The following is a 19,562-nucleotide window of genomic DNA, read 5'->3' on the forward strand; positions in this document are numbered from 1 at the left end:
GCGCACACCACAGGGGAGACACAGCCACATGCGAGCCACAACCCGAACCCTGCACTACGCGCAAGCCCTCGCCGCCGCCCGCCGCCACCGCACCGACCTGCTCGGCTGGCTCATCCGCAGACCCTGGCTCCTGTTCGGCACCGGCACCTACGAAACCGCGCTCCTGCTCAGCAACCGACTCGACCCCCGCCTCAAAGAACTCGCCGAACTCAAAACCGCCAGCCTCATCGGCTGCGAATTCTGCCTCGACATCGGCTCCGCACTCGCACACTCCAGCGGCCTGACCGAACGACAACTCACCGACCTGCCGACCTACACCACCAGCGACGCCTACAGCCACCTGGAAAAACTCGTCCTCACCCTCGCTGAAGCGATGACCCGCACACCCACCACACTCGACCTGGAAGACCTGCGCACCCGCCTGCTGGCCACCCTGTCCAAAGCCCAATACGCCGAACTCGCCGCCACCATCGGCTGGGAAAACCAACGCGCCCGCCTCAACCAAGCCCTCGGCGTACGCCCCACCGGCATGGCCGACGGCAAGGCCTGCGCCCTGCCCCAACGACCCGCATAACAGGGGAGAGGCACACACAGCGGTGCCCCCGGACCACATCGGCCCGGGGGCACCACCACACCGGATCAGACCAGATCGAAACGGTCCAGATCCATCACCTTCACCCACGCCGCGACGAAATCGTCGACGAACTTACGCTTCGAATCATCCTCCGCGTACAGCTCGGTCAACGCCCGCAACTGCGAATTCGAACCGAACACCAGATCCACCCGGGTACCGGTCCACTTCAACTCACCACTGGCACGATCCTTACCCAGATAGGTGCCGTCATCAGCAGGCGACGGCTCCCACGCGGTACCCATATCCGTCAGATTCACGAAGAAATCCGTGGACAGCACACCCGGGCGATCGGTCAGCACACCGTGCGAGGACTTCTGGTAATTCGCCCCCAGCACCCGCAGACCGCCGAGCAGCACCGTCATCTCCGGCGCACTCAACGTCAGCAGATTCGCCTTGTCGATCAGCATGTACTCCGCCAAGGAACGGTTGCCCTTACCCAGATAGTTCCGGAAACCATCCGCCGGATACTCCAGCGCCGCGAAGGACTCCACATCGGTCTGCTCCTGCGTGGCATCGGTACGCCCCGGCGTGAACGGCACCTCGACCTCGAAACCGCCATCCTTGGCGGCCTTCTCCACCGCGGCCGAACCCGCCAGCACCACCAGATCCGCGAACGAGATCTTCTTCCCGCCCGACTGCGCGGCGTTGAACGAATCCTGGATGCCCTCCAGCACCCGAACCACCTGAGCCAGCTCGTCGGGCTCGTTGACCTCCCAGCCCGCCTGCGGCTGCAGACGAATCCGCCCGCCGTTCGCACCACCACGCTTGTCACTGCCGCGGAACGACGACGCCGCCGCCCACGCTGTCGAAACCAGCTGCGCCACAGTCAGATCCGACTCCAGCACCTTCGCCTTCAACGCCGCCACATCCGCCGCGTCCACCAGCTCGTGATCCACCGCCGGAATCGGGTCCTGCCACAGCAGAACCTCCGAAGGCACCTGCGAACCCAGATACCGCACCACCGGACCCATATCGCGGTGCGTCAACTTGTACCAGGCCTTGGCGAAATCATCCGCCAACTCCTGCGGGTTCTCCAACCACCGCCGCGTGATCTGCTCGTAGATCGGATCGAACCGCAACGCCAGATCCGTGGTCAACATCGTCGGCGTATGCGTCTTGCCCTCGACATGCGCATCCGGCACGGTGCCCGCACCGCCGCCGTTCACCGGAATCCACTGCCACGCACCAGCGGGAGACTTCTCCAACTCCCACTCGTACCCGTACAGAATCTCCAGGAACGTGTTGTCCCACTTCGTCGGCGTCGTGGTCCAGATGCCCTCCAGACCGGAGGTCACCGCATCCTTGCCCACGCCGGTGCCGTTACCGTTCTTCCAACCCAGACCCATCTGCTCCAGCGGAGCGGCCTCCGGCTCCGGACCGACCAGATCCGCGTTGCCGTTGCCGTGGGTCTTACCGAACGTGTGACCACCCACGATCAGCGCCGCGGTCTCCACATCGTTCATCGCCATCCGCGCGAACGTCTCACGGATATCCACCGCAGCCCGCTGCGGATCCGGATTGCCGTTCGGGCCTTCCGGATTCACATAGATCAGACCCATCTGCACCGCGGCCAGCGGATTCTCCAGATCCCGCTCACCGGTGTACCGCTCATCACCCAGCCAGATACGCTCCGGGCCCCAGTACACGTCCTCCTCGGGCTCCCACTGATCCTCGCGGCCGCCACCGAAACCGAAGGTCTGGAAACCCATATCCTCCAGCGCGACATTGCCCGCGTACACGATCAGATCCGCCCACGACAGATTCTTGCCGTACTTCTTCTTCACCGGCCACAACAACCGGCGCGCCTTGTCCAGGCTCGCATTGTCCGGCCAGCTGTTCAACGGCGCGAACCGCTGCATACCCGCACCGGCTCCACCACGGCCGTCATTGACGCGGTAGGTACCCGCGGCATGCCAGGCCATCCGGACGAACAGCGGGCCATAGTGACCGAAATCGGCCGGCCACCAGTCCTGCGAGGTGTGCATGACATCGACGATGTCCTGCTTGACCGCCGCCAGATCCAGGGTCTTGAACGCCGCGGCGTAGTCGAAGCCCTCGTCCATGGGGTTCGCCACGGCCGGGTTCTTCTGCAGGATCTTCAAATTGAGCTGCTCGGGCCACCAGTCCCGGTTACTGCCGCCTTCCGACGGGTGCTTCAGCCGGCCGTGCACCACGGGGCAACCGCCCGCAGCGGGTTCGGTATTCGCCTCTGCAATAGGCGGGTGTTCCTCAGCCACGGTGTTCCTTTCGAGAGTGGGTAATTCGGGCTTTCTTCAGATTCGAGATTGCGAACTGTGCTGGGCTGCAAAGCAATCGGGGCACAGACCCCAATACACGACCTCGGCCTCGTCCAGGACGAAACCGTTGGTGTCCGATGCGGTCAGGCAGGGCGTCTCACCGACGGCGCAGTCGACATCGGCGATGACCCCGCAAGAGCGGCACACGACGTGATGATGGTTGTCGCCGACCCGGGTCTCGTAGCGGGCCACCGACCCCATCGGCTGGATACGTCGAAGCAGACCCGCCGCCGTGAGCGCGCGCAACACGTCGTAGACGGCCTGATGGGAGACCGTCCCGAGCGTCTCGCGCACTCGGTTCAGGATCGAGTCGGTATCCGAATGGGGACGCTCGTGCACCGCGGCCAGAACCGCGATCCGCGGGGCGGTCACCCGCAGAGCGGCACCGCGCAACATGCGCTCGAACTCTGCTGTAGTGGACACACTCAAGATTATGACTCATTCAAGTCTAGAGAGGTAGGGGTTCGCGAAAATTCACAGCTTTCGCTCGAACATCCCCACCCCGAACTGTGACGCCCGTCTCCGAATCATGATCAATGTCGCAGAGGTTACCGATCTTGTGCGCCCACGTCCGGATTATCGACAGCCCGGAGATGAACAATCGGAGGCGCATGGACCTACGTCGGAACAGGCTGGCGCCGCATGCTCGGCAACCTGTCGCGCAGGTTCTTCAGGCCCGCGCTGAGGCCGGGGGAGATGGCCGCGTCAGCACCGCGATCGTCGGAGCAGCAGAACGCGTGGCGGGCAGATTCGCCGGCGTCCGGGATCTTTGCGGGAGCTTTGGTAACCGCATCATCCGACCGGAGCGATTCCGGCCGACGCACAAGCCTTTTCACGGTATGGCGGGAAAAGGTTCCGCCGCCAGGAGGGGTGATCCCAGCGGAGGGGGATCGACCGTCGAGAAGGTTCAGGTCGCACCCTTCGGTTCGAACAACCTTACTTGACATAATGTCAATTATCGGCGCAATAACATGGGCGTTCGGAGCAGGTAAGGATGTTGTTGCGCAACGGATCCGGCGCCTCCGGCTCGACGCTCAGCGCCGGCCCGCTCCGAGCTCGCAGCTGCCCCGCGGTTCACTGTCACGTTCGTGGATGTCGAAAAATACTGAGTAACAGAATTTTTCGTCGATTCGATCTTGAATCGGAATTTTTCCGATCGGATCTTGATGAGCCTCGCAGCGACCTGCCCTACCCCTTCCCCTGCAGCAGCCCATCAATTCGTCACAGTGACGAATTGATAGGCGGTTGGGGGCCTCGCACAATCATCGTCAACCGTGTAGATACCAATGAGGGCGGACCCGCGGGTCCGCCCTCATTCGCTTCGAAACGCAGATCAGCTCGGCGACTTGGTCAGATCGCCGTTCTCGTTCTCGGTGATCTCAACACCCTGCCCCTTGGAGCTACTCTCGGTCTGGCTGATCAGGGTGTTCAGCCCGTCCACGCCGGAGCTGTCACCGCTCTTGAGTTTGTCGAAGGCCGATTGCACGGTGTCGCCGAGTTTGCCCAGCGGCGCCGAGATCGTTTTGCACAGTGTGGGATTGGCCTTCGCGTCGGCCAGCGCCAGGCGGACCTCACGTTTGACGAACAACGCCGCCAGACCGCCCTTGACGAATGCGGTGACGCGGCCCTTGGCGCCCTTCTTGAAGGTGCCGGCCTTCATCGGCTTGTACAGCCACCGGTGGAACGCGCCGAAGGCCAGGCCGGTGTGTGCGACGAATTTGGTCTTGGCGAAGGCGGTGGTGTTCGAGGTCGGGCAGGTGGTGTCCTCCGACTGCGCGTCGGCGGCGGTGCCGGTCGGGTCCGCCGGGATCGACTGGTCCGTGCCACTACTGGGCGCGCTCGACGACGAGCTCTTGCAACCACCGACCAGGACCACCACCGGAATCAGTAAGAGAACCACTATTCGCATCAAACGACTCACGCCACACTCCCGATATCCGAACTGATGTATCTCGGCGTACACTACCCGAGCAATCGCTCGGCAATCCAGTGCTTCCGGACGCTTCGGTCCTGGAATCGATACTCGCCCTGCATAACTCGCGTAAGTGTCGCTCGCCTCGAGGAGCATTGCCAAGCATGGGAGGCGTGTTCTGGGAACGAGCACAACTTCGGTGCGAGTTGTGGACCGGCGTAATTGCGCTGTTGTTCAATCGGATCCATATTCAGGTGGGCGAGCTCCAGGGCGGCAGGATGCGCGGTTCATTGCGTTCGGATCGGAGTGCGATGCTGTTCGCGCGGATGTCACGGAGTGTCCTTGCGGTAACCGCTGCGGTGGCTGTCGCGTTGGTGGCCAACGACGTTGCGGTGCCCGCGTCGGCCACGGCTGATCCCGGGGCGCCGACATCGCCGAGTGCCCAGGACGGTTCGCACATCAGTGGCATCCGGCGGGTGTCCGACCGGGTACTCGATGTGGGTGTGTATTCGGCCGCGATGGCCACTGGGACTCGGGTGCGGGTGTTGCGGGCAGCGGCCCCCGATCGTCCGGCGCCGACGCTGTATCTGCTCAACGGCGCGAACGGCGGCTCGGACGGCAGCTGGATCCAGGGCCCCGATCTGGTGAAGTTTTTCCGTGACAAGCAGGTCAACGTCGTGATCCCGTTCGGCGGCGCGGGCAGTTATTTCGCCGATTGGCGTGCGGACGATCCGATTCTGGGGCGTCAGCGCTGGGCGACTCTGTTGACTCGCGAGTTGCCGCCGATCATCGACGCGGCATTTCATGGCAGCGGTGCGAATGCCATCGCGGGTGTCTCGATGGCGGGCACGTCGGTATTTCAGCTGGCGATGGATACACCGGGGCTGTATCGGGCGATCGGTTCCTACAGCGGTTGTGTGCGAACCAGTAACCCGATGGGGCAGGCCATGGTGCAGGCGGTCGTGGCTCAGGAGCACGGTAACGCGGTGAACATGTGGGGTCCGCCGAGCGATCCGGCGTGGGCGGCGAACGATCCGTATCTGCACGCGAACCGGTTGCGCGGTACGGCTATCTACGTTTCCACCGGCAGCGGTGTGCTGGGTCCGCACGATACTCTCGACGGTGCTCACGGTGACGCGGTTCAGTTGTTGTATCAGGTGCTTTTCGGTGCGCCGCTGGAGTCGGTGACCAATATGTGCACCCATCAGTTGCAGGATCGCCTGCGGCAGTTGAGGCTTCCCGCGATGTTCGATTTCCGCGCGACGGGCACTCATTCCTGGACCTATTGGCAGGAGGATCTGCACCGCTCCTGGCCGGTGTTCGAGGCGGCGCTGACCGCACCGGGTGCGGCGGAGACCTCGGCGAACCGAGTCGTCATCGGTGATAACTATCGTGGTCACCGATGACCGCGGGTGCCTTGTTGGCCGAACGTCCCGCCGCGCAGGGGTTTTCGTCACGGTTCGCCGGGTGGATGTGGGGTTGGGAGCGGTTGCACTCCCCTGGTTCGGCCGTGTTCCGCGGTGTTGCGGAACACGGCCGGGTGAGGGTCAGGCGGTTTTCTGCTGCTCTTGCGTCGCGATGACGGGGATTTCGCCGCTGACGGGGACGTCGGTGCCGCGCAGGGAGGCGCCGACGGTTTCGCGCAGGAACAGCCAGGCGATCAGGCCCAGGACGCAGGAGCCGACCATGAAGTAGGCCGGGAACAGGTCCCAGTGGGTGAGGTCGATGACCCATTGGCTGATCAGGGGGGCGGTGCCGCCGAAGAGCGCGGTGGACAGGTTGTAGGACAGGGCGAATCCGGCGTAGCGGACGTGGGTGGGGAAGATGGCGGGGAAGGTCGCGGAGATGGTGGACAGCTGTGGGACGTACAGCAGGCCCAGGACGATGAATCCGGTGATGGCCCAGCCGACTCCCTTGCCCATGAGCCAGTACATGGGTATGGACAGCACGCCGAGTCCGACCAGGGAGATCAGCCACATGGGCCGGCGGCCGATGCGGTCGGACAGTCCGCCCGCGAGTGGGAGCACCAGTGCCATGACGAGCTGTCCGATCAGGACCATGGCGGTGGTTTGGGTGTCGCTGACGCCGATGGTGCCGTGCAGGTAGGTGGGCATGTAGGCGAGCAGGGTGTAGTTGACGACGTTGAGTGCGATGACCAGGCCGCCGAGGGTGAGCAGTTCGCGGCGGTAGTCGGTGATCAGTTTGATCAGGCCGCCCTTGGGGTGTTCGTGTTCGGCGACTTCGGTGAAGACCGGGGATTCGTCGAGTCTGCTGCGCAGGTACCAGCCGACGAGACCGAGCGGGATGGCGACCAGGAACGGTATACGCCAGCCCCACTGTTGCATTTGGTGTTCGCTGAGCATGACCTGCATGAGCAGCACGATGGCCGAGCCGCCGATGAAGCCGCTCAGGGTGCCGAATTCCAGGAAGCTGCCGAGGAATCCGCGGCGTTTGTCGTCGACGGATTCGGCGAGGTAGGTCGCCGCGCCGCCGTATTCGCCGCCGGTGGAGAAGCCCTGGATGACGCGCAGGACGATCAGGAGGATGGGGGCCGCGACGCCGATGCTGTCGTGGCTGGGGATCACGCCGATGAGGCCGGTGACGGTGGCCATGAGCAGGATGGTGACGGCCAGGACGGCTTTGCGTCCGATGCGGTCGCCGAGGGGGCCCCACCACATGCCGCCGATGGGGCGTAGCACGAAGGAGATGGCGAAGCCCAGTAGGGTGCCGATGGTGCCGAGGGCGCCGGGGAAGAAGGCGTGGGTGAGGTAGGTGGCGGTGGCGGCGTAGACGCCGTAGTCGTACCACTCGGTGGCGTTGCCCATTGCCGCTGCGGCCACGGAACGTCGTTGTTGCGGTTGTGAGTCGCCGTTCGTCACGCGCGAGCTCCTCTCCCCGTGGTGTTGAAGCACCGCGCTGTCGCAGTGCGGAAAACTGATGTCGCCATGCGGGTTACAGAATGGCAACGAATGCCTCGTTTACCCGGTTCGGCACGGCGGCAAACGGAGAGACATGTCGAGAACGTGGCTATGCACACCGGGCGACCAGTGACTATATCGAATTTTGTGATGGTCGTCACACTTGCTCATTCTGGCACGATTGGCTAGGAACGATCGCTGCCGGACGGTGTGCGCGACCCCTGCCGATCCGCGGTGCGATTCGGACGGATACGCCGACCAGGCCGTAACGGCACGTAGCGCCGGGCCGCGTAGATTGACCCCGACGATGCCGAGTTACCGGGTTTCCCGGATGGACGCTCCCTAGGGGGACCACGACGTGACCACGACCGACCAACGGCCGCGATCCGGATTCAGAACCTGGTTGCTCGAGGGGGCGAACGAAGACCGGTACTCCCGGCATCCCGGGCCCATGGTCAAGCAGGCCGAGGAGGCTCATCAGCGGTCATGGTGGAAGGTGATGTGCCTGACCGGCGTCGACTACTTCTCCACCCTCGGCTATCAGCCGGGTATCGCCGCGGTCGCCGCGGGTGTGCTGTCCCCGATGGCCACACTGGTGCTGGTGGCATTGACGTTGCTGGGCGCGCTGCCGGTGTATCGGCGGGTGGCGCGGGAGAGCCCGCACGGCGGCGGATCGCTGGCGATGTTCACCGATGTGCTGCCGCGCTGGACCGGCAAGGTGTTCATTCTGGTGCTGCTGGGATTCGCGGCGACCGACTTCGTGATCACCATGACGCTGTCCGCGGCCGACGGCGCGGCCCACATCGTGGAGAATCCGCTGGTCCCGCACTGGCTCACGGGCCACGCGATGCTGATCACGCTGGTGCTGCTGGCTTTCTTGGCGGCGATCTTCCTCAAGGGGTTCGCCGAGGCGATCAGTACCGCGGTCGTGCTGGTCGGGGTGTATCTGGCGCTGAACGTGGTAGTGGCGGTGGTCGGCCTGTGGCATGTGTTCACCGCCTCGGGCCTGGTGGTGGACTGGACGCACGCGCTGACCGCCCAGCACGGCAGCATCTTCGCGATGGTGGGCGTCTCGCTGCTGGTGTTCCCGAAACTGGCGCTGGGACTCTCGGGTTTCGAGACCGGTGTCGCGGTCATGCCGCAGATCAAGGCGGCTCCCGGCGAACCCGAAGCAGACCCGCAGACCCGGATCGCCGGAGCGCGCAAACTGCTCACCACCGCGGCGTTGATCATGAGCGGATTCCTGATCGTCACCAGCTTCATCACCGTGGTGCTCATCCCGGAGAAGGAGTTCCGGAGCGGCGGGTCGGCCAACGGGCGGGCGCTGGCGTATCTGGCGCACCACTATCTGGGTGACGGGTTCGGCACCGTCTACGACATTTCCACGATCGCGATCCTGTGGTTCGCGGGCGCCTCGGCGATGGCAGGTCTGCTGAACCTGGTGCCGCGCTATCTGCCCCGGTACGGCATGGCGCCGGAGTGGGCGCGCACCACACGGCCGCTGGTGTTGGTGTTCGCGGTGATCGCGTTCGGTATCACCTGGTATTTCGATGCCGACGTGGACGCCCAGGGCGGCGCGTACGCCACCGGTGTGCTGGTGCTGATCACCTCGGCCGCGGTGGCGGTGACGCTCTCGGCCGCGCGCAAACGCGAGGCCGGCAAGGTGATCGGGTTCGGGGTCGTCTCGGCGGTGTTCGTGTACACCACGATTTTGAACATCTTCGAAAAGCCCGAGGGTGTGCAGTTGGCCTCACTGTTCATTGTGGCGATCATCGTGGTGTCGTTCGTCTCCCGGGCCCGGCGCGCGTTCGAATTGCGGGCGATCGAGGTCGACTTCGACGACAAGGCCGCGTGGTTGATCGACAAGATCGCCTCGAGCGGCACGATCCGCATCGTCACCCACGATCTCGAGGGGGTGGAGGATCGTGAACCGGGCGAGTATCGGGAGAAGGAGGCCGAGCAGCGGCTCGAGAGCCATATTCCCGCCCAGGCGCCGATCCTGTTCCTCGAGGTGATCGTGCGCGACGCCTCGGAATTCTCCACCGATCTGCACGTGCGGGCGGTGGAGTTGGACTGTTACAAGATCCTGTCGGTTGAGGCCGCGGCGATCCCGAACTCGATCGCGGCGATTCTGCTGGCGATCCGCGACCGGACCGGTCTGAACCCGCACGTGTATTTCGAATGGACCGAGGGCAATCCGATCACGAACCTGCTCAAGTTCCTGTTCGTCGGCGAGGGGGAGGTCGCGCCGGTCACCCGTGAGATTCTGCGGCGCGCGGTGCCCGATCCGCATCAGCGCCCGCACGTGCACGTGGACAGCTGACCCGCTCCCCCGCGCCGATTCCGCTGCGCCGCTGGGCTTGCAGACCGGTCGCGGTTCGGCACAGCATGCCTCTGCGCGAGATACGAACGGCGCGTTGCGCCGCGGTGCAGCCAGCGACGCACCCGCCGAGGCAGCTCACCGGGCGCGGACCACTCAGCGGGGCAGGCGGTCGGTGCGCCAGCACTGGGAGGTCAGCGGAATGTCCAGGGTCGGGGCGCCCGCGGCCTGGGTCTCGAGCAGTTCCCGCACGTGGGTCAGGCGGGCGCGGGTGTGCTCGTAGTCCGCGACGATGAACTGGCTGTAGGTGCCGAGCCAGGCGACGATCTCGTCGAGGGTCATGGTGCGGGTGAAGGTGAACGAGGCGGTGTCCACTCGGCCGAACGGGCTGTGTTCGGGCAGGGTGAAGCGGAACCGGCTGGCCAGGTGTTCCCGGGCGGGTTGTTCCTCGCGGCCGCGGTCGGCTTCGAAGATCCAGTCCACGGTGCGGTCGCGGCTGGTCCACAGCACACCCAGCCGCCCGCCCGCGCGCAACACCCGGGCGATCTCCGGGACCGCGACCGGATGGTCGAACCAATGCCAGGCCGCGGAGACGAAGACCGCGTCCACGCTCGCGTCCGGCATCGGGATGGCCTCCGCGCGACCGTCGAGCACCCGCACCTGTGGTGAGCGTCGCGCGAGGACCGCGCGCATGCGCTCGTCGGGTTCGACCGCGATGACCTCGGGAACGCGCGCGGCCAGTGCCCGGGTGAACAGGCCCGTCCCGGCGGCCAGGTCCAGTGCGGTGCCGCAGCCGGGTGGGATCAGCCAGTCCAGGGCTTTTTCCGGCGGTCCGGGCCGCATCCGGTCGTAGTCCTGGGCGATCGAACCGAAGCAGGTCGCTCGTTCACGTTGTGCGGTCATGGAACTGACGCTAGTGGGCGTAGCTGCGTGGTTCCCGCACGTGGCGTTCGTGTTTCAGCGCCCCTGCCATACGGGGGGCCGCTTCTGTGCGAAGGCGAGCACGCCCTCGCCCGCATCGCGGGAGGACAGGGCGGGCGCGGCGAGTTCGCCCTGACGGGTGAACCCCTCGTCGACGGACCAGTCGGCGGATTCGTCGATGATGCGTTTGCTCGCCTGGATGCTCAGCGGGGCGTTCACCGCGATGCGCTCGGCCAACGCCAGGGCCGCGTCCAGTGCGTGGCCGGGTTCGGTGAGCTCGTTGACCAGGCCCAGTTCCGCGGCGCGGGCAGCGCTGATCGGGTCCCCGGTCAGGGCCAGTTCCATCGCGATCGCGCGCGGAACGCGCTGGGCCAGGCGCAGCACGCCGCCGCCGGCGGCGACCAGGCCGCGTTTGACCTCCGGGATGCCGAAGGTCGAATCCTGCGCGGCGACAACCAGATCCGCGGCCAATGCCAGCTCGCAACCACCGGCCAGAGCAGGACCTTCCACAGCGGCGATGAGCGGTTTGGTGGGTGGTTTGGCGGTGATGCCCAGCGGGCCGCGTCTCTCGGTCATCGGCACCTCGCCCGCTGCGGCGGCTTTGAGATCCATTCCGGCGCTGAAGTATCCGCCCGCGCCGGTGATGATCGCGACCTGTGCGGTGGGGTCGGCTTCGAAGGCGTCCAGGGCGCGTTCGATCCCCAGCGCGGTGGCCAGGTTCACCGCGTTGCGCACCTGCGGGCGGTTGAGGGTGATGATGGTGACCGGCCCACTGCGTTCGACCAGCACCGGTGCCGGGGGCGGCGGGGGCAGTTCGGTGCGTTCGCGGGCCTGCACGCTGATCTGCCCGTCGGTGACCGTCACCGGCAGGCCGAGCAGATCGCTGTCGAGGAGTTCATCGATCAGCTCGGATTGTGTGCTGCGCAGCAGGATTCGCGCGCCGTCGGGTGCGATGAGGCTCACCACCGCGGCTTCGGGTTCGCCGTCGCGGCCGTAGGGCACGGTGTACGCCTCGATCACCGCGGGGCCCTGGTGCCGGCTGCGGGCCGGGCGTGCGGGCGGGTTGTCGATGACAGGGGTCAGGTGCCGGTAGCGGGTGTGCGGCGGGGTCGCGGAGTAGATGCCCAGGGCGTGTTTGGTGACGTACCAGCCCAGCGATGTGGACAGCCCGTAGGATTGCGGGTCCGCGCGCAGGGCGGTGACCAGGGAGGCGACGGCGTGGCCGCCGTAGTTGTTGCCGGGGCCGCCGCCGAAGGTGAGCCCGCCGGTGACCGACAGCGGGCGTTCGGGGTTGTCCAGGGGCAGGCCCAGTTCTCGTGCGGCGATCTGCACCGCCACCGGGAAGCACGCGTACAGGTCGACGTGGGCCAGATCGTCCACGCCGATGCCCGCGTGGGCGAGCGCGGCCGCGCCGAGGGTCCGGATGGCCGGGGAGGCGGCCAGTTCGGCGCGTTCGCTGGTGAACCATTCGTCGTGGCCGGAGGCTCCCGCGTGCAGGAATACCCATTTGTCCTGCGCGATTCCGGCTTCCTGGGCGGCCGCGGCGCTGGTGAGGATGATGCCGCTGGCCATGTCGACCTGCAGGTTGGCGCATTCGAGTTTGGTGTAGGGGGTGGAGATGATGCGGTTGTCCGCGGTGGGCGTGGCGATCTGCTCGGCGGTGAATTCGGTGCGCTGCCAGGCGAATTCATTGGCCGCGCCGATGGCGGAGAACCCGGACCACAGGCGCGCGACGGCGTCGGCGTGTTCGGTGGGGTTGCGGCCGAGGCGATGCCGGTTGGCCGATTCCAGCAGTGCGTACATGTTGATCGGGGCGATGAGCCCGGCCTCGGTTTCCGCGGCGTTGTTGGCGGGCTTGTCGATGCCGGCGGTGCGGGTCGGGGTGGTCGCGATGTCCTGGGCGGGCCAGCCCGGATCGATTCCGGCGCGTTGGGCCGCGGCCTGGGTGGCGCCGGCCTCGGTGCCGGTGACCAGCACGATGTCGTATTCGCCTGCCGCGATCGCCGCGGCGGCCTCGTTGATCACCAGCTGTCCGCCGTCGCCGCCGAAGGTGCTGGACTGCACGGTGTCCACCGTGCCCGCGCCGAGGCGTTCGGCGACCATCGCTCCCAGATCGCGGTACTGCCATGAGGCGCATGCCACCGCGTACACCGCGTCGGCGGCACGCAACACGGACTCGCCCGCACCGGTGTCCGCCGCGGCGCGGCGCAGCGCCTGCACCGCGAGCTGGGCCGGATCGCCGTACTGCGGGTCGGGGGTGCGCTGTACGACTTGGCCCACACCCACCAGGACCGGTGTCGAGGGATCCAGTTCGACACCGGATGCGGTGTGCAGCACGGGCTCTCGCGCGGGCTTGCTGTGCAGAGGTCCGGCTGCGGCGATCGCGGCGGTGAGCCGGTCGAGCGATTCCCGCATCGCCTCGCCCAGGCTGCGGACCACCGATCCGCCCAGTGGGCCCTCCACGGGTGGTCCGGCAGCACCGGCGTCGAAATCGACGACGGTCTGCTCGCCGCTGCCCGAGACGGTGATCCAATAGCCCAGCCGCACCTGTTGCGGGGCTTGGCCGCGCAGTTCGAAGCCGCGGTCCCCGGCCGCGGTGACGGTCCAGGCGATGTCCACCGGCAACCCCATGATCTGGGCCTGCTGGGTGAACTGTGCGCCCTCGCGGACGAGGCCGGGCGGGTCGCCGCGCCAGCCGCCGTGCAGCACGAACCAGTCCCCGAGCCGGTTCAGATCACGCAGATACGCTGCGACGGTATCGACGGGGGCGTCCAGGAGTTGGTCGGCGTGGGCGGTCTTGGTGAAGTCGCTCAATCCGGCCGGGGCCAGGCGTTCGCGCCGCTCCTCGGCCGAGGGTGAGCTGGGTGGTGGTGTGGTCGGGGACGGTTCGGGGGCCGGTGTTTTCCTGCTCGCCACCATTCCCGCGACCAGTTCACGGGCGATCCGCGGATTCTTGCGGACCATCGCGGCCAATTCCCCGCCCGCGCGCAGTTGTTTACGCACCGAACGGATTCGATCGACACCGGACACAGCTCACACCGTCCTATCTCCTCAATCCGGTACGAGACTATTCGACCGTGTTCGCGCCCGCCCGCCCCGGCTACGGTCGGGCATCGCGCATCGACGCTGAACCCGGATCCGATGACCACGCCGGAGCATCGCCTGGCGCGGGCGAATGCGTGTGCTCATCCGTGGCGGCGCACTGTTTCCACGTGGTGAGCCGCCGACATCCAGGGCGGGGGAACCGCCGGGCGATCGGCCCGTGCGAGCGCCCCTGGCAATGCCGCATGGCACACGACAGGGAATCCGCTGTGGCACACGAGCCGGTGGCCGGCTCTTCTGTCGGCCGGCTCGATCGGTGCGCCGCCGCTGAGCGGATCGGGACGGCGGTCGAGCGGGAACCGAGCTCAGAGCGTGATGCCCAGCAGCGCGTCCACCGCGGTGGCGATCGCGGCGGGCGCGGCGGCGTCCGGGCCGCCGTATTCGAGCGCTTCGCGGGCCCAGTTGTCCACCGCGGCAAGAGCTTTGGGGGTGTCCAGGTCGTCGGCCAGATGCAAGCGCAGCCGGGCGACGGTATCGGTGGCGTCCGGGCCCGAACTCAGCGCCGCCGCGCGCTTCCAGGTGTCCAGCCGCGAGAGCGCCCGGGCCAGAACCGGATCGGACCATTCGCGATCCTGCCGGTAGTGCCCGGCGAACAAGCCCAGCCGGATCGCGGCGGGATCCACGCCCGTGCGGCGCAACCGGGAGACGAACACCAGATTGCCGCGTGATTTGGACATCTTCTCCCCGTCCAGGGCGATCAGGCCCGCGTGCACGTAATGCCGGGCGAAGCGCCGGCCCGCCACCAGCGCCTCGGCATGCGCGGCGGAGTACTCGTGATGCGGGTAGATCAGATCGCGGCCCCCGCCCTGAATGTCGAATTCGGGGCCGATGCGGTTCAAAGCGATTGCCGCGCATTCGATATGCCAGCCCGGACGGCCCTCCCCGAACGGTGCGGGCCACGACGGCTCTCCCGGCCGCGCCGCGCGCCACAGCAGCGCATCGATCGGGTCGTGCTTACCGGGCCGGGTGGGGTCACCGCCGCGCTCGGCGAACAGCTGGTCCATCGTGGCACGGTCGTATCCGGACTCGTAGCCGAACTGTTCGGTGGCGTCGTGGCGGAAGTACACGTCCGGGTACTGCGCGTCGGGCACCACATACGCCGCGCCCGAGGCCAGCAGCTTGTCGACCAGTTCCACGACCTCGCCGACCGATTCGATCGCGCCGATGTATTCGCGCGGCGGCAGCACCCGCAGCGCGGTCATATCCTCGCGGAACAGGGCGATCTCGCGGCTGCCCAGCTCACGCCAGTCCACCCCGTCGCGGTCGGCACGTTCGAACAGCGGATCGTCCACATCGGTCACGTTCTGCACGTAGTGCACCTCGTGCCCGCCATCGCGCAGCACCCGGTTGACCAGATCGAAGGTCAGGTAGGTCGCCGCATGGCCAAGATGGGTCGCATCGTAGGGGGTGATGCCGCACACGTACATCGTGGCGGTGGGGCCGGGGGTGATCGGGCGCACCTGCGCGTCGGCGGTGTCGAACAACCGCAACGGCGGTCCGGATCCGGGGACGGTCGGGACAGCGATATCGGACCAGGACTGCATGATTCGAGAGTAAAGGTTTCAGCGGCCCGCGCGCCCGCCGCCCCCACGCACCCGCGTCGCGCCTGCCTCGCGGGCACCGGCGCTCACCTGCGCCGGGGCAGCCGATGCCGTTCCGCAACCGTTGCAATCTCGCAGGACCGAAACCGGCCCGGCGCGGTTCAGAACGCGGGCCAGGGAATCGGGCGTGAGGTGCGCGGCAGCGGCATCACCGGATCATCGCGCAGCCGCCGCCCGCGCGCGAGCAGTGCGTCGATCTCCTCGTCGGTGATGTGTTCGGCCAGCGCATCGCCGATCGCGCCCGGCGCCGCCTCGACGAAGGCGGTGATGTCGGTGATCAGCTCCTGGTCCACCGGTTCGCCGGCCCACCCCCACAGCACCGTGCGCAATTTCGGCTCGGTGTGCAGACAGATCCCGTGATCGACCCCGTAGACGGCGCCGTCCAGGCCCTCGAGGGCGTGCCCGCCCTTGCGGTCGGCGTTGTTCAACAGCACATCCAGGACCGCCATGCGTTGCAGTCGCGGATCGTCCGCATGCACCAGCGACACCTCCGCACCCGCGCCGTCGACCGCGCGCAGCACCTCCCGGAACCCCTCGGGCACCACGCCGGCGGGCACCAGATCCACCAGATCCAGCCGGTCACCCCGTTCGCGGTGGTTGCCCACCGACTCCACCCAGCGCTGCACCATGCCCGGCCCCAGCGGGCCTTCCCGCAGAATCGTCTCCGGGATCACCATCCAGCCCAGCGCCCGGGACACCAGATAGGAGGCGACCTCCCGACCCGCGAGGGTGCCGTCCGGGAAATCCCACAGCGGGCGCTCCCCGCGCACCGGTTTGTACACCACGCGCACACCCGCATCCGATGCCGGTTCGCGCACCGTGCCATCGGGGCCGATCTCGCACACCAGGGTCAGATTGCTGGCCGTGCTGACCCGGCCGATCACAGCCAGATCACCGGCGTAGAACGGGTCGCAGCCGCGCTCACCGGTCCCGGTACTCACCACTCAGTCCTCGAGGTCGGCAGCACCGAAGATCCCGCCGCGCTTGTAGCCGTTGGTGCGCACACACATATGCCCCTTCGTGGACAGCGGCTCCCCGCACAGCGGACACGGCGGCCGCCCGGCGGCGATCACCCGTGCCGACCGCAGCGCGAACTCCCGTGCCTGCGAAGGCGTCAGGAACACTCGCACCGCGTCGGGGCCCTCCTCGGTGTCGTCCAGCACCACCGACTCGTCCACCTCGGTCTCGGTGATCGCCAGCAACTCGACCACCACCGCGTTGGCATCCGCGTCCCAGCCCAAGCCCATCGTGCCGACCCGGAATTCGGCATCGATCGGGGTCTGCAGGGGGCCGGTGTCGTTCACATCGTCCGCCTGGGGCGGCACACTCGCGCCGAATCGGCGCGCCACCTCGTCCAGTAGCAGACCCATTCGATCGGCTAGCACCTTGACCTGCTGCTTCTCCAACAGCACGCTGACCACCCGCGGTTCCTCGACGGCCTGCAGATAGAAAGAGCGATCGCCCGGTTCACCGACGGTCCCGGCGACGAAACGATCGGGGGTGCGAAACACGTGGATTGCTCTGCTCATCTGCACCTCCTGAAACCACACTGCACTACTTACTCCAAAGAGTCGGCGCGTTGCGCATTCCCATTATCCGCGTCGGTGATGCGCTCGCCCGCCACAGCACCACCGCTTCCGGCCGGACCGGGGCCGACCTCGCCGCCCGGGACCGGGCCCGCCGGTTCGCGCGAACGCTGCTCCGGAGGTGTCGCCAGCGCCGACAGGTCGGCGCCGGTGTCGTTGCTGCGCCACACCGACGGACCGGCCGGGGTGTACCGGACGACGCTGAGCGAGGCCGGTTCCACCACCAGGCGCTGGAATCCGTCCAGGTGGATGCCGAAGGCGTCGGCGAGCACCGATTTGATCACGTCGCCGTGCGTGCACGCCACCCACAGCGCGTCGCGGCCGTGCAGTTCGGCGAACCGGCGATCGTGCTCGCGGATCGCGGCCACGGCCCGGTACTGCACATCGGCCAGGCCCTCGCCGCCGGGGAACACCGCACCCGAGGCGTTGCGCTGCACCACCGCCCACAGCGGCTCCTTCACCAGATCGGCCAGCTTGCGGCCGGTCCAGTCGCCGTAATCGACCTCCACGAGGCGTTCCTCGGACACCGGTTCCAGGGCGAGCTTCTCCGCCAGCGGGGCCACGGTGCGAGCGCAGCGCAGCAGCGGAGAGACCACGATGTGCTCGATAGGCAAGGGGGCCAAGCGTTCCGCGAGTGCGCGGGCCTGTTCACCGCCGCGTTCGGTGAGCTCCACTCCGGGAGTGCGCCCGGACAGGGTGTGAGCCGTATTCGAGGTCGACACCCCGTGCCGGAGCAGGATCACCGTCATGCCCCCAGCCTAGGCGATTACACCGTTGCGGCCACGCGGCGAGCGGCACACGCACCCGATCTTGATTACGCTCAGCGCGAATCCGGTTCGGGTCACGGCGAATTCGCTGCTCCGGGCATGTGCCGGGGGATCATCGTGCTCGCCGGGCCCGGGATCGGGGTGCGCGCGCGGCGGGCAGCGTCGCATCGATCACTCCGGCGGTTCGCCGTGCCTTGGCCGTATCCGAACGGGTTGTGGCCCTAGGCTCTTGGGTGTGACGGAAGTATGCGCACGGTGATGGAACAGCGGGCGGTCGGGCGCAGCGGCCTGCGGGTCTCCCGGATCGGCCTGGCCACCCACACCTGGGGCAGGGAGACCGATCCCGACGACGCGGCGGTGCAGTTGGTGGCGTTCGTCGAGGCCGGCGGCACGCTGCTGGACACCTCCCCCGCCTACGGGAGCGGCACGGCGCAGCGCATCCTGGGCGAGCTGATCGGTGAACTGGTGCCCCGGCACGATCTGGTGATCAGCGGATGCGCCGGGATCACCCCGGTGCCGGTCACCGATCCGGACGGCGCCCCGGCCGCGGAGCCGCGCTGGCGGGTGGACGCCTCGCGGCGCACCCTGTTGCGCCAACTCGACCAGACCCTCACCGAACTGGGCACCGACCATCTGGACATCTGGAGTGTGGCCGCGTGGGACCCGCACACTCCGCTGGACGAGATCACCGCCACCGTCCAGGACGCGGTGCAATCGGGCAAGGTCCGCTACGGCGGAGTGCGCGGCCTGGATGCCTGGCAACTGGCCACCATGGCGTGCGCCGCGCCGATCACCGTCGCGCAGACCCCGTACTCGCTGCTCGCACGCGGTGTCGAACACGACATCGTGCCCGCGGCCCAGCATCACGGCGTCGGGCTCATCGCGACCACACCCCTGGCGTGGGGCATCCTGACCGGCAAATACCGGGATGGGGTGCCCGCCGATTCGCGCGGCGCGGACGAGACCAGCGGCGCGCAGATCCGCGAGCGCCTCGACGAGCACGCCGACCGGGTGGTGGACGCGCTGGTCACCGCCGCCGACGGCATGGGCACCTCCCCGCTGGCCGTGGCGCTGGCCTGGGTGCGTGACCGGCCGGGGGTGGCCTCGCTGATCGTGGGAGCACGCGATATGGGTCAGCTCACCGGTGTGCTGGCCGCCGAGACCCTGGAGCTGCCGCGTGCGATCGCCTCGGCCCTGGACGATGTCAGCAGTATCTGACCCAGCCGCGCGTCCGCGGGTCACGGCCGGTGCCTCGGAGGAGCGACCGGCAGCCGTGCACGGCCCACGCTGCGCCTCGGTCTGCCGCCACTACTGGTGGTGCAATCACCCGCACGGCGCGAGGATGACCCGAACCCGGTCGTCCGGGACCGCTGGTGCGCGCATGCCGTACCGGGAAGGTCCCGGCTCGCGACCGTACTCTCGGGTGGCAAGTGGTCCGCGTGCCTGCACCCGCACAGGTCGGCCGTAGCCCGATTCGCACCCGGCGCGGCGGACGGGCCGGCGC

At 67.5% G+C, this 19,562-nt stretch carries 14 protein-coding genes; 4 read left to right on the forward strand and 10 right to left on the reverse strand.

Annotated features, from left to right (window positions below):
- Positions 1–28: 28 nt before the first annotated feature.
- Positions 29–574, forward strand: coding sequence for a carboxymuconolactone decarboxylase family protein (locus NV1_RS20890; protein ID WP_067893739.1), 546 nt, complete (start codon positions 29–31; stop codon positions 572–574).
- Positions 575–639: 65 nt separating this feature from the next.
- Here the strand turns inward: NV1_RS20890 and katG are convergent, their stop codons facing one another.
- From katG to NV1_RS20905, 3 genes are all read right to left on the reverse strand, one after another.
- On the reverse strand, positions 640–2,871 hold the full coding sequence (katG, locus tag NV1_RS20895) for a catalase/peroxidase HPI (protein ID WP_067893740.1): 2,232 nt from the start codon (positions 2,869–2,871) through the stop codon (positions 640–642).
- Between the two features lie 36 nt (positions 2,872–2,907).
- Positions 2,908–3,327: a Fur family transcriptional regulator gene (locus NV1_RS20900; protein ID WP_373864637.1), complete on the reverse strand. Its 420-nt coding sequence runs from the start codon at positions 3,325–3,327 to the stop codon at positions 2,908–2,910.
- A 937-nt stretch (positions 3,328–4,264) separates the two neighbouring features.
- Entirely contained in the window at positions 4,265–4,831 is a 567-nt protein-coding gene (locus NV1_RS20905; RefSeq protein WP_245713828.1) for a hypothetical protein, read from the reverse strand.
- A 176-nt stretch (positions 4,832–5,007) separates the two neighbouring features.
- Here NV1_RS20905 and NV1_RS20910 point away from each other — a divergent pair, with 176 nt between their 5' ends.
- On the forward strand, positions 5,008–6,249 hold the full coding sequence (locus NV1_RS20910; protein WP_245713829.1) for an alpha/beta hydrolase: 1,242 nt from the start codon (positions 5,008–5,010) through the stop codon (positions 6,247–6,249).
- A gap of 141 nt (positions 6,250–6,390) precedes the next feature.
- Here the strand turns inward: NV1_RS20910 and NV1_RS20915 are convergent, their stop codons facing one another.
- On the reverse strand, positions 6,391–7,668 hold the full coding sequence (locus NV1_RS20915; RefSeq protein WP_067893747.1) for an MFS transporter: 1,278 nt from the start codon (positions 7,666–7,668) through the stop codon (positions 6,391–6,393).
- 544 nt (positions 7,669–8,212) lie between these two features.
- Between NV1_RS20915 and NV1_RS20920 the strand changes: the two genes are divergently transcribed.
- Positions 8,213–10,084 (forward strand): APC family permease, encoded by a 1,872-nt coding sequence (locus tag NV1_RS20920; RefSeq protein ID WP_245713842.1) that lies wholly within the window; start codon positions 8,213–8,215, stop codon positions 10,082–10,084.
- A 153-nt stretch (positions 10,085–10,237) separates the two neighbouring features.
- Here NV1_RS20920 and NV1_RS20925 read toward each other — a convergent pair whose 3' ends face one another.
- The 6 genes from NV1_RS20925 to NV1_RS20950 all read right to left on the reverse strand — a co-directional run bounded on the left by NV1_RS20925 (position 10,238) and on the right by NV1_RS20950 (position 18,040).
- Positions 10,238–10,984, reverse strand: a complete 747-nt coding sequence (locus NV1_RS20925; protein WP_067893751.1) for a class I SAM-dependent methyltransferase — start codon at positions 10,982–10,984, stop codon at positions 10,238–10,240.
- A 54-nt stretch (positions 10,985–11,038) separates the two neighbouring features.
- The gene (locus tag NV1_RS20930) at positions 11,039–14,032 is read right to left on the reverse strand and encodes a crotonase/enoyl-CoA hydratase family protein (RefSeq protein WP_067893753.1); all 2,994 of its coding nucleotides are present in this window, start codon (positions 14,030–14,032) and stop codon (positions 11,039–11,041) included.
- Between the two features lie 377 nt (positions 14,033–14,409).
- Entirely contained in the window at positions 14,410–15,648 is a 1,239-nt protein-coding gene (mshC, locus tag NV1_RS20935; RefSeq protein ID WP_067893756.1) for a cysteine--1-D-myo-inosityl 2-amino-2-deoxy-alpha-D-glucopyranoside ligase, read from the reverse strand.
- Between the two features lie 158 nt (positions 15,649–15,806).
- A complete protein-coding gene (locus tag NV1_RS20940; RefSeq protein WP_174557463.1) occupies positions 15,807–16,646 on the reverse strand; it encodes an SCO1664 family protein in 840 nt (279 codons plus the stop codon).
- A gap of 3 nt (positions 16,647–16,649) precedes the next feature.
- Positions 16,650–17,234 (reverse strand): DUF3090 domain-containing protein, encoded by a 585-nt coding sequence (locus tag NV1_RS20945; protein WP_067893922.1) that lies wholly within the window; start codon positions 17,232–17,234, stop codon positions 16,650–16,652.
- A gap of 29 nt (positions 17,235–17,263) precedes the next feature.
- Entirely contained in the window at positions 17,264–18,040 is a 777-nt protein-coding gene (locus tag NV1_RS20950) for a histidine phosphatase family protein (protein ID WP_067893760.1), read from the reverse strand.
- A 276-nt stretch (positions 18,041–18,316) separates the two neighbouring features.
- On the opposite strand from NV1_RS20950, the gene NV1_RS20955 reads away from it, so the two are divergent.
- Positions 18,317–19,276 (forward strand): aldo/keto reductase, encoded by a 960-nt coding sequence (locus tag NV1_RS20955; RefSeq protein WP_067893925.1) that lies wholly within the window; start codon positions 18,317–18,319, stop codon positions 19,274–19,276.
- Positions 19,277–19,562 lie beyond the last annotated feature (286 nt).

Source organism: Nocardia vaccinii NBRC 15922 (genome assembly GCF_001613305.1).
Lineage (GTDB): Bacteria > Actinomycetota > Actinomycetes > Mycobacteriales > Mycobacteriaceae > Nocardia > Nocardia vaccinii.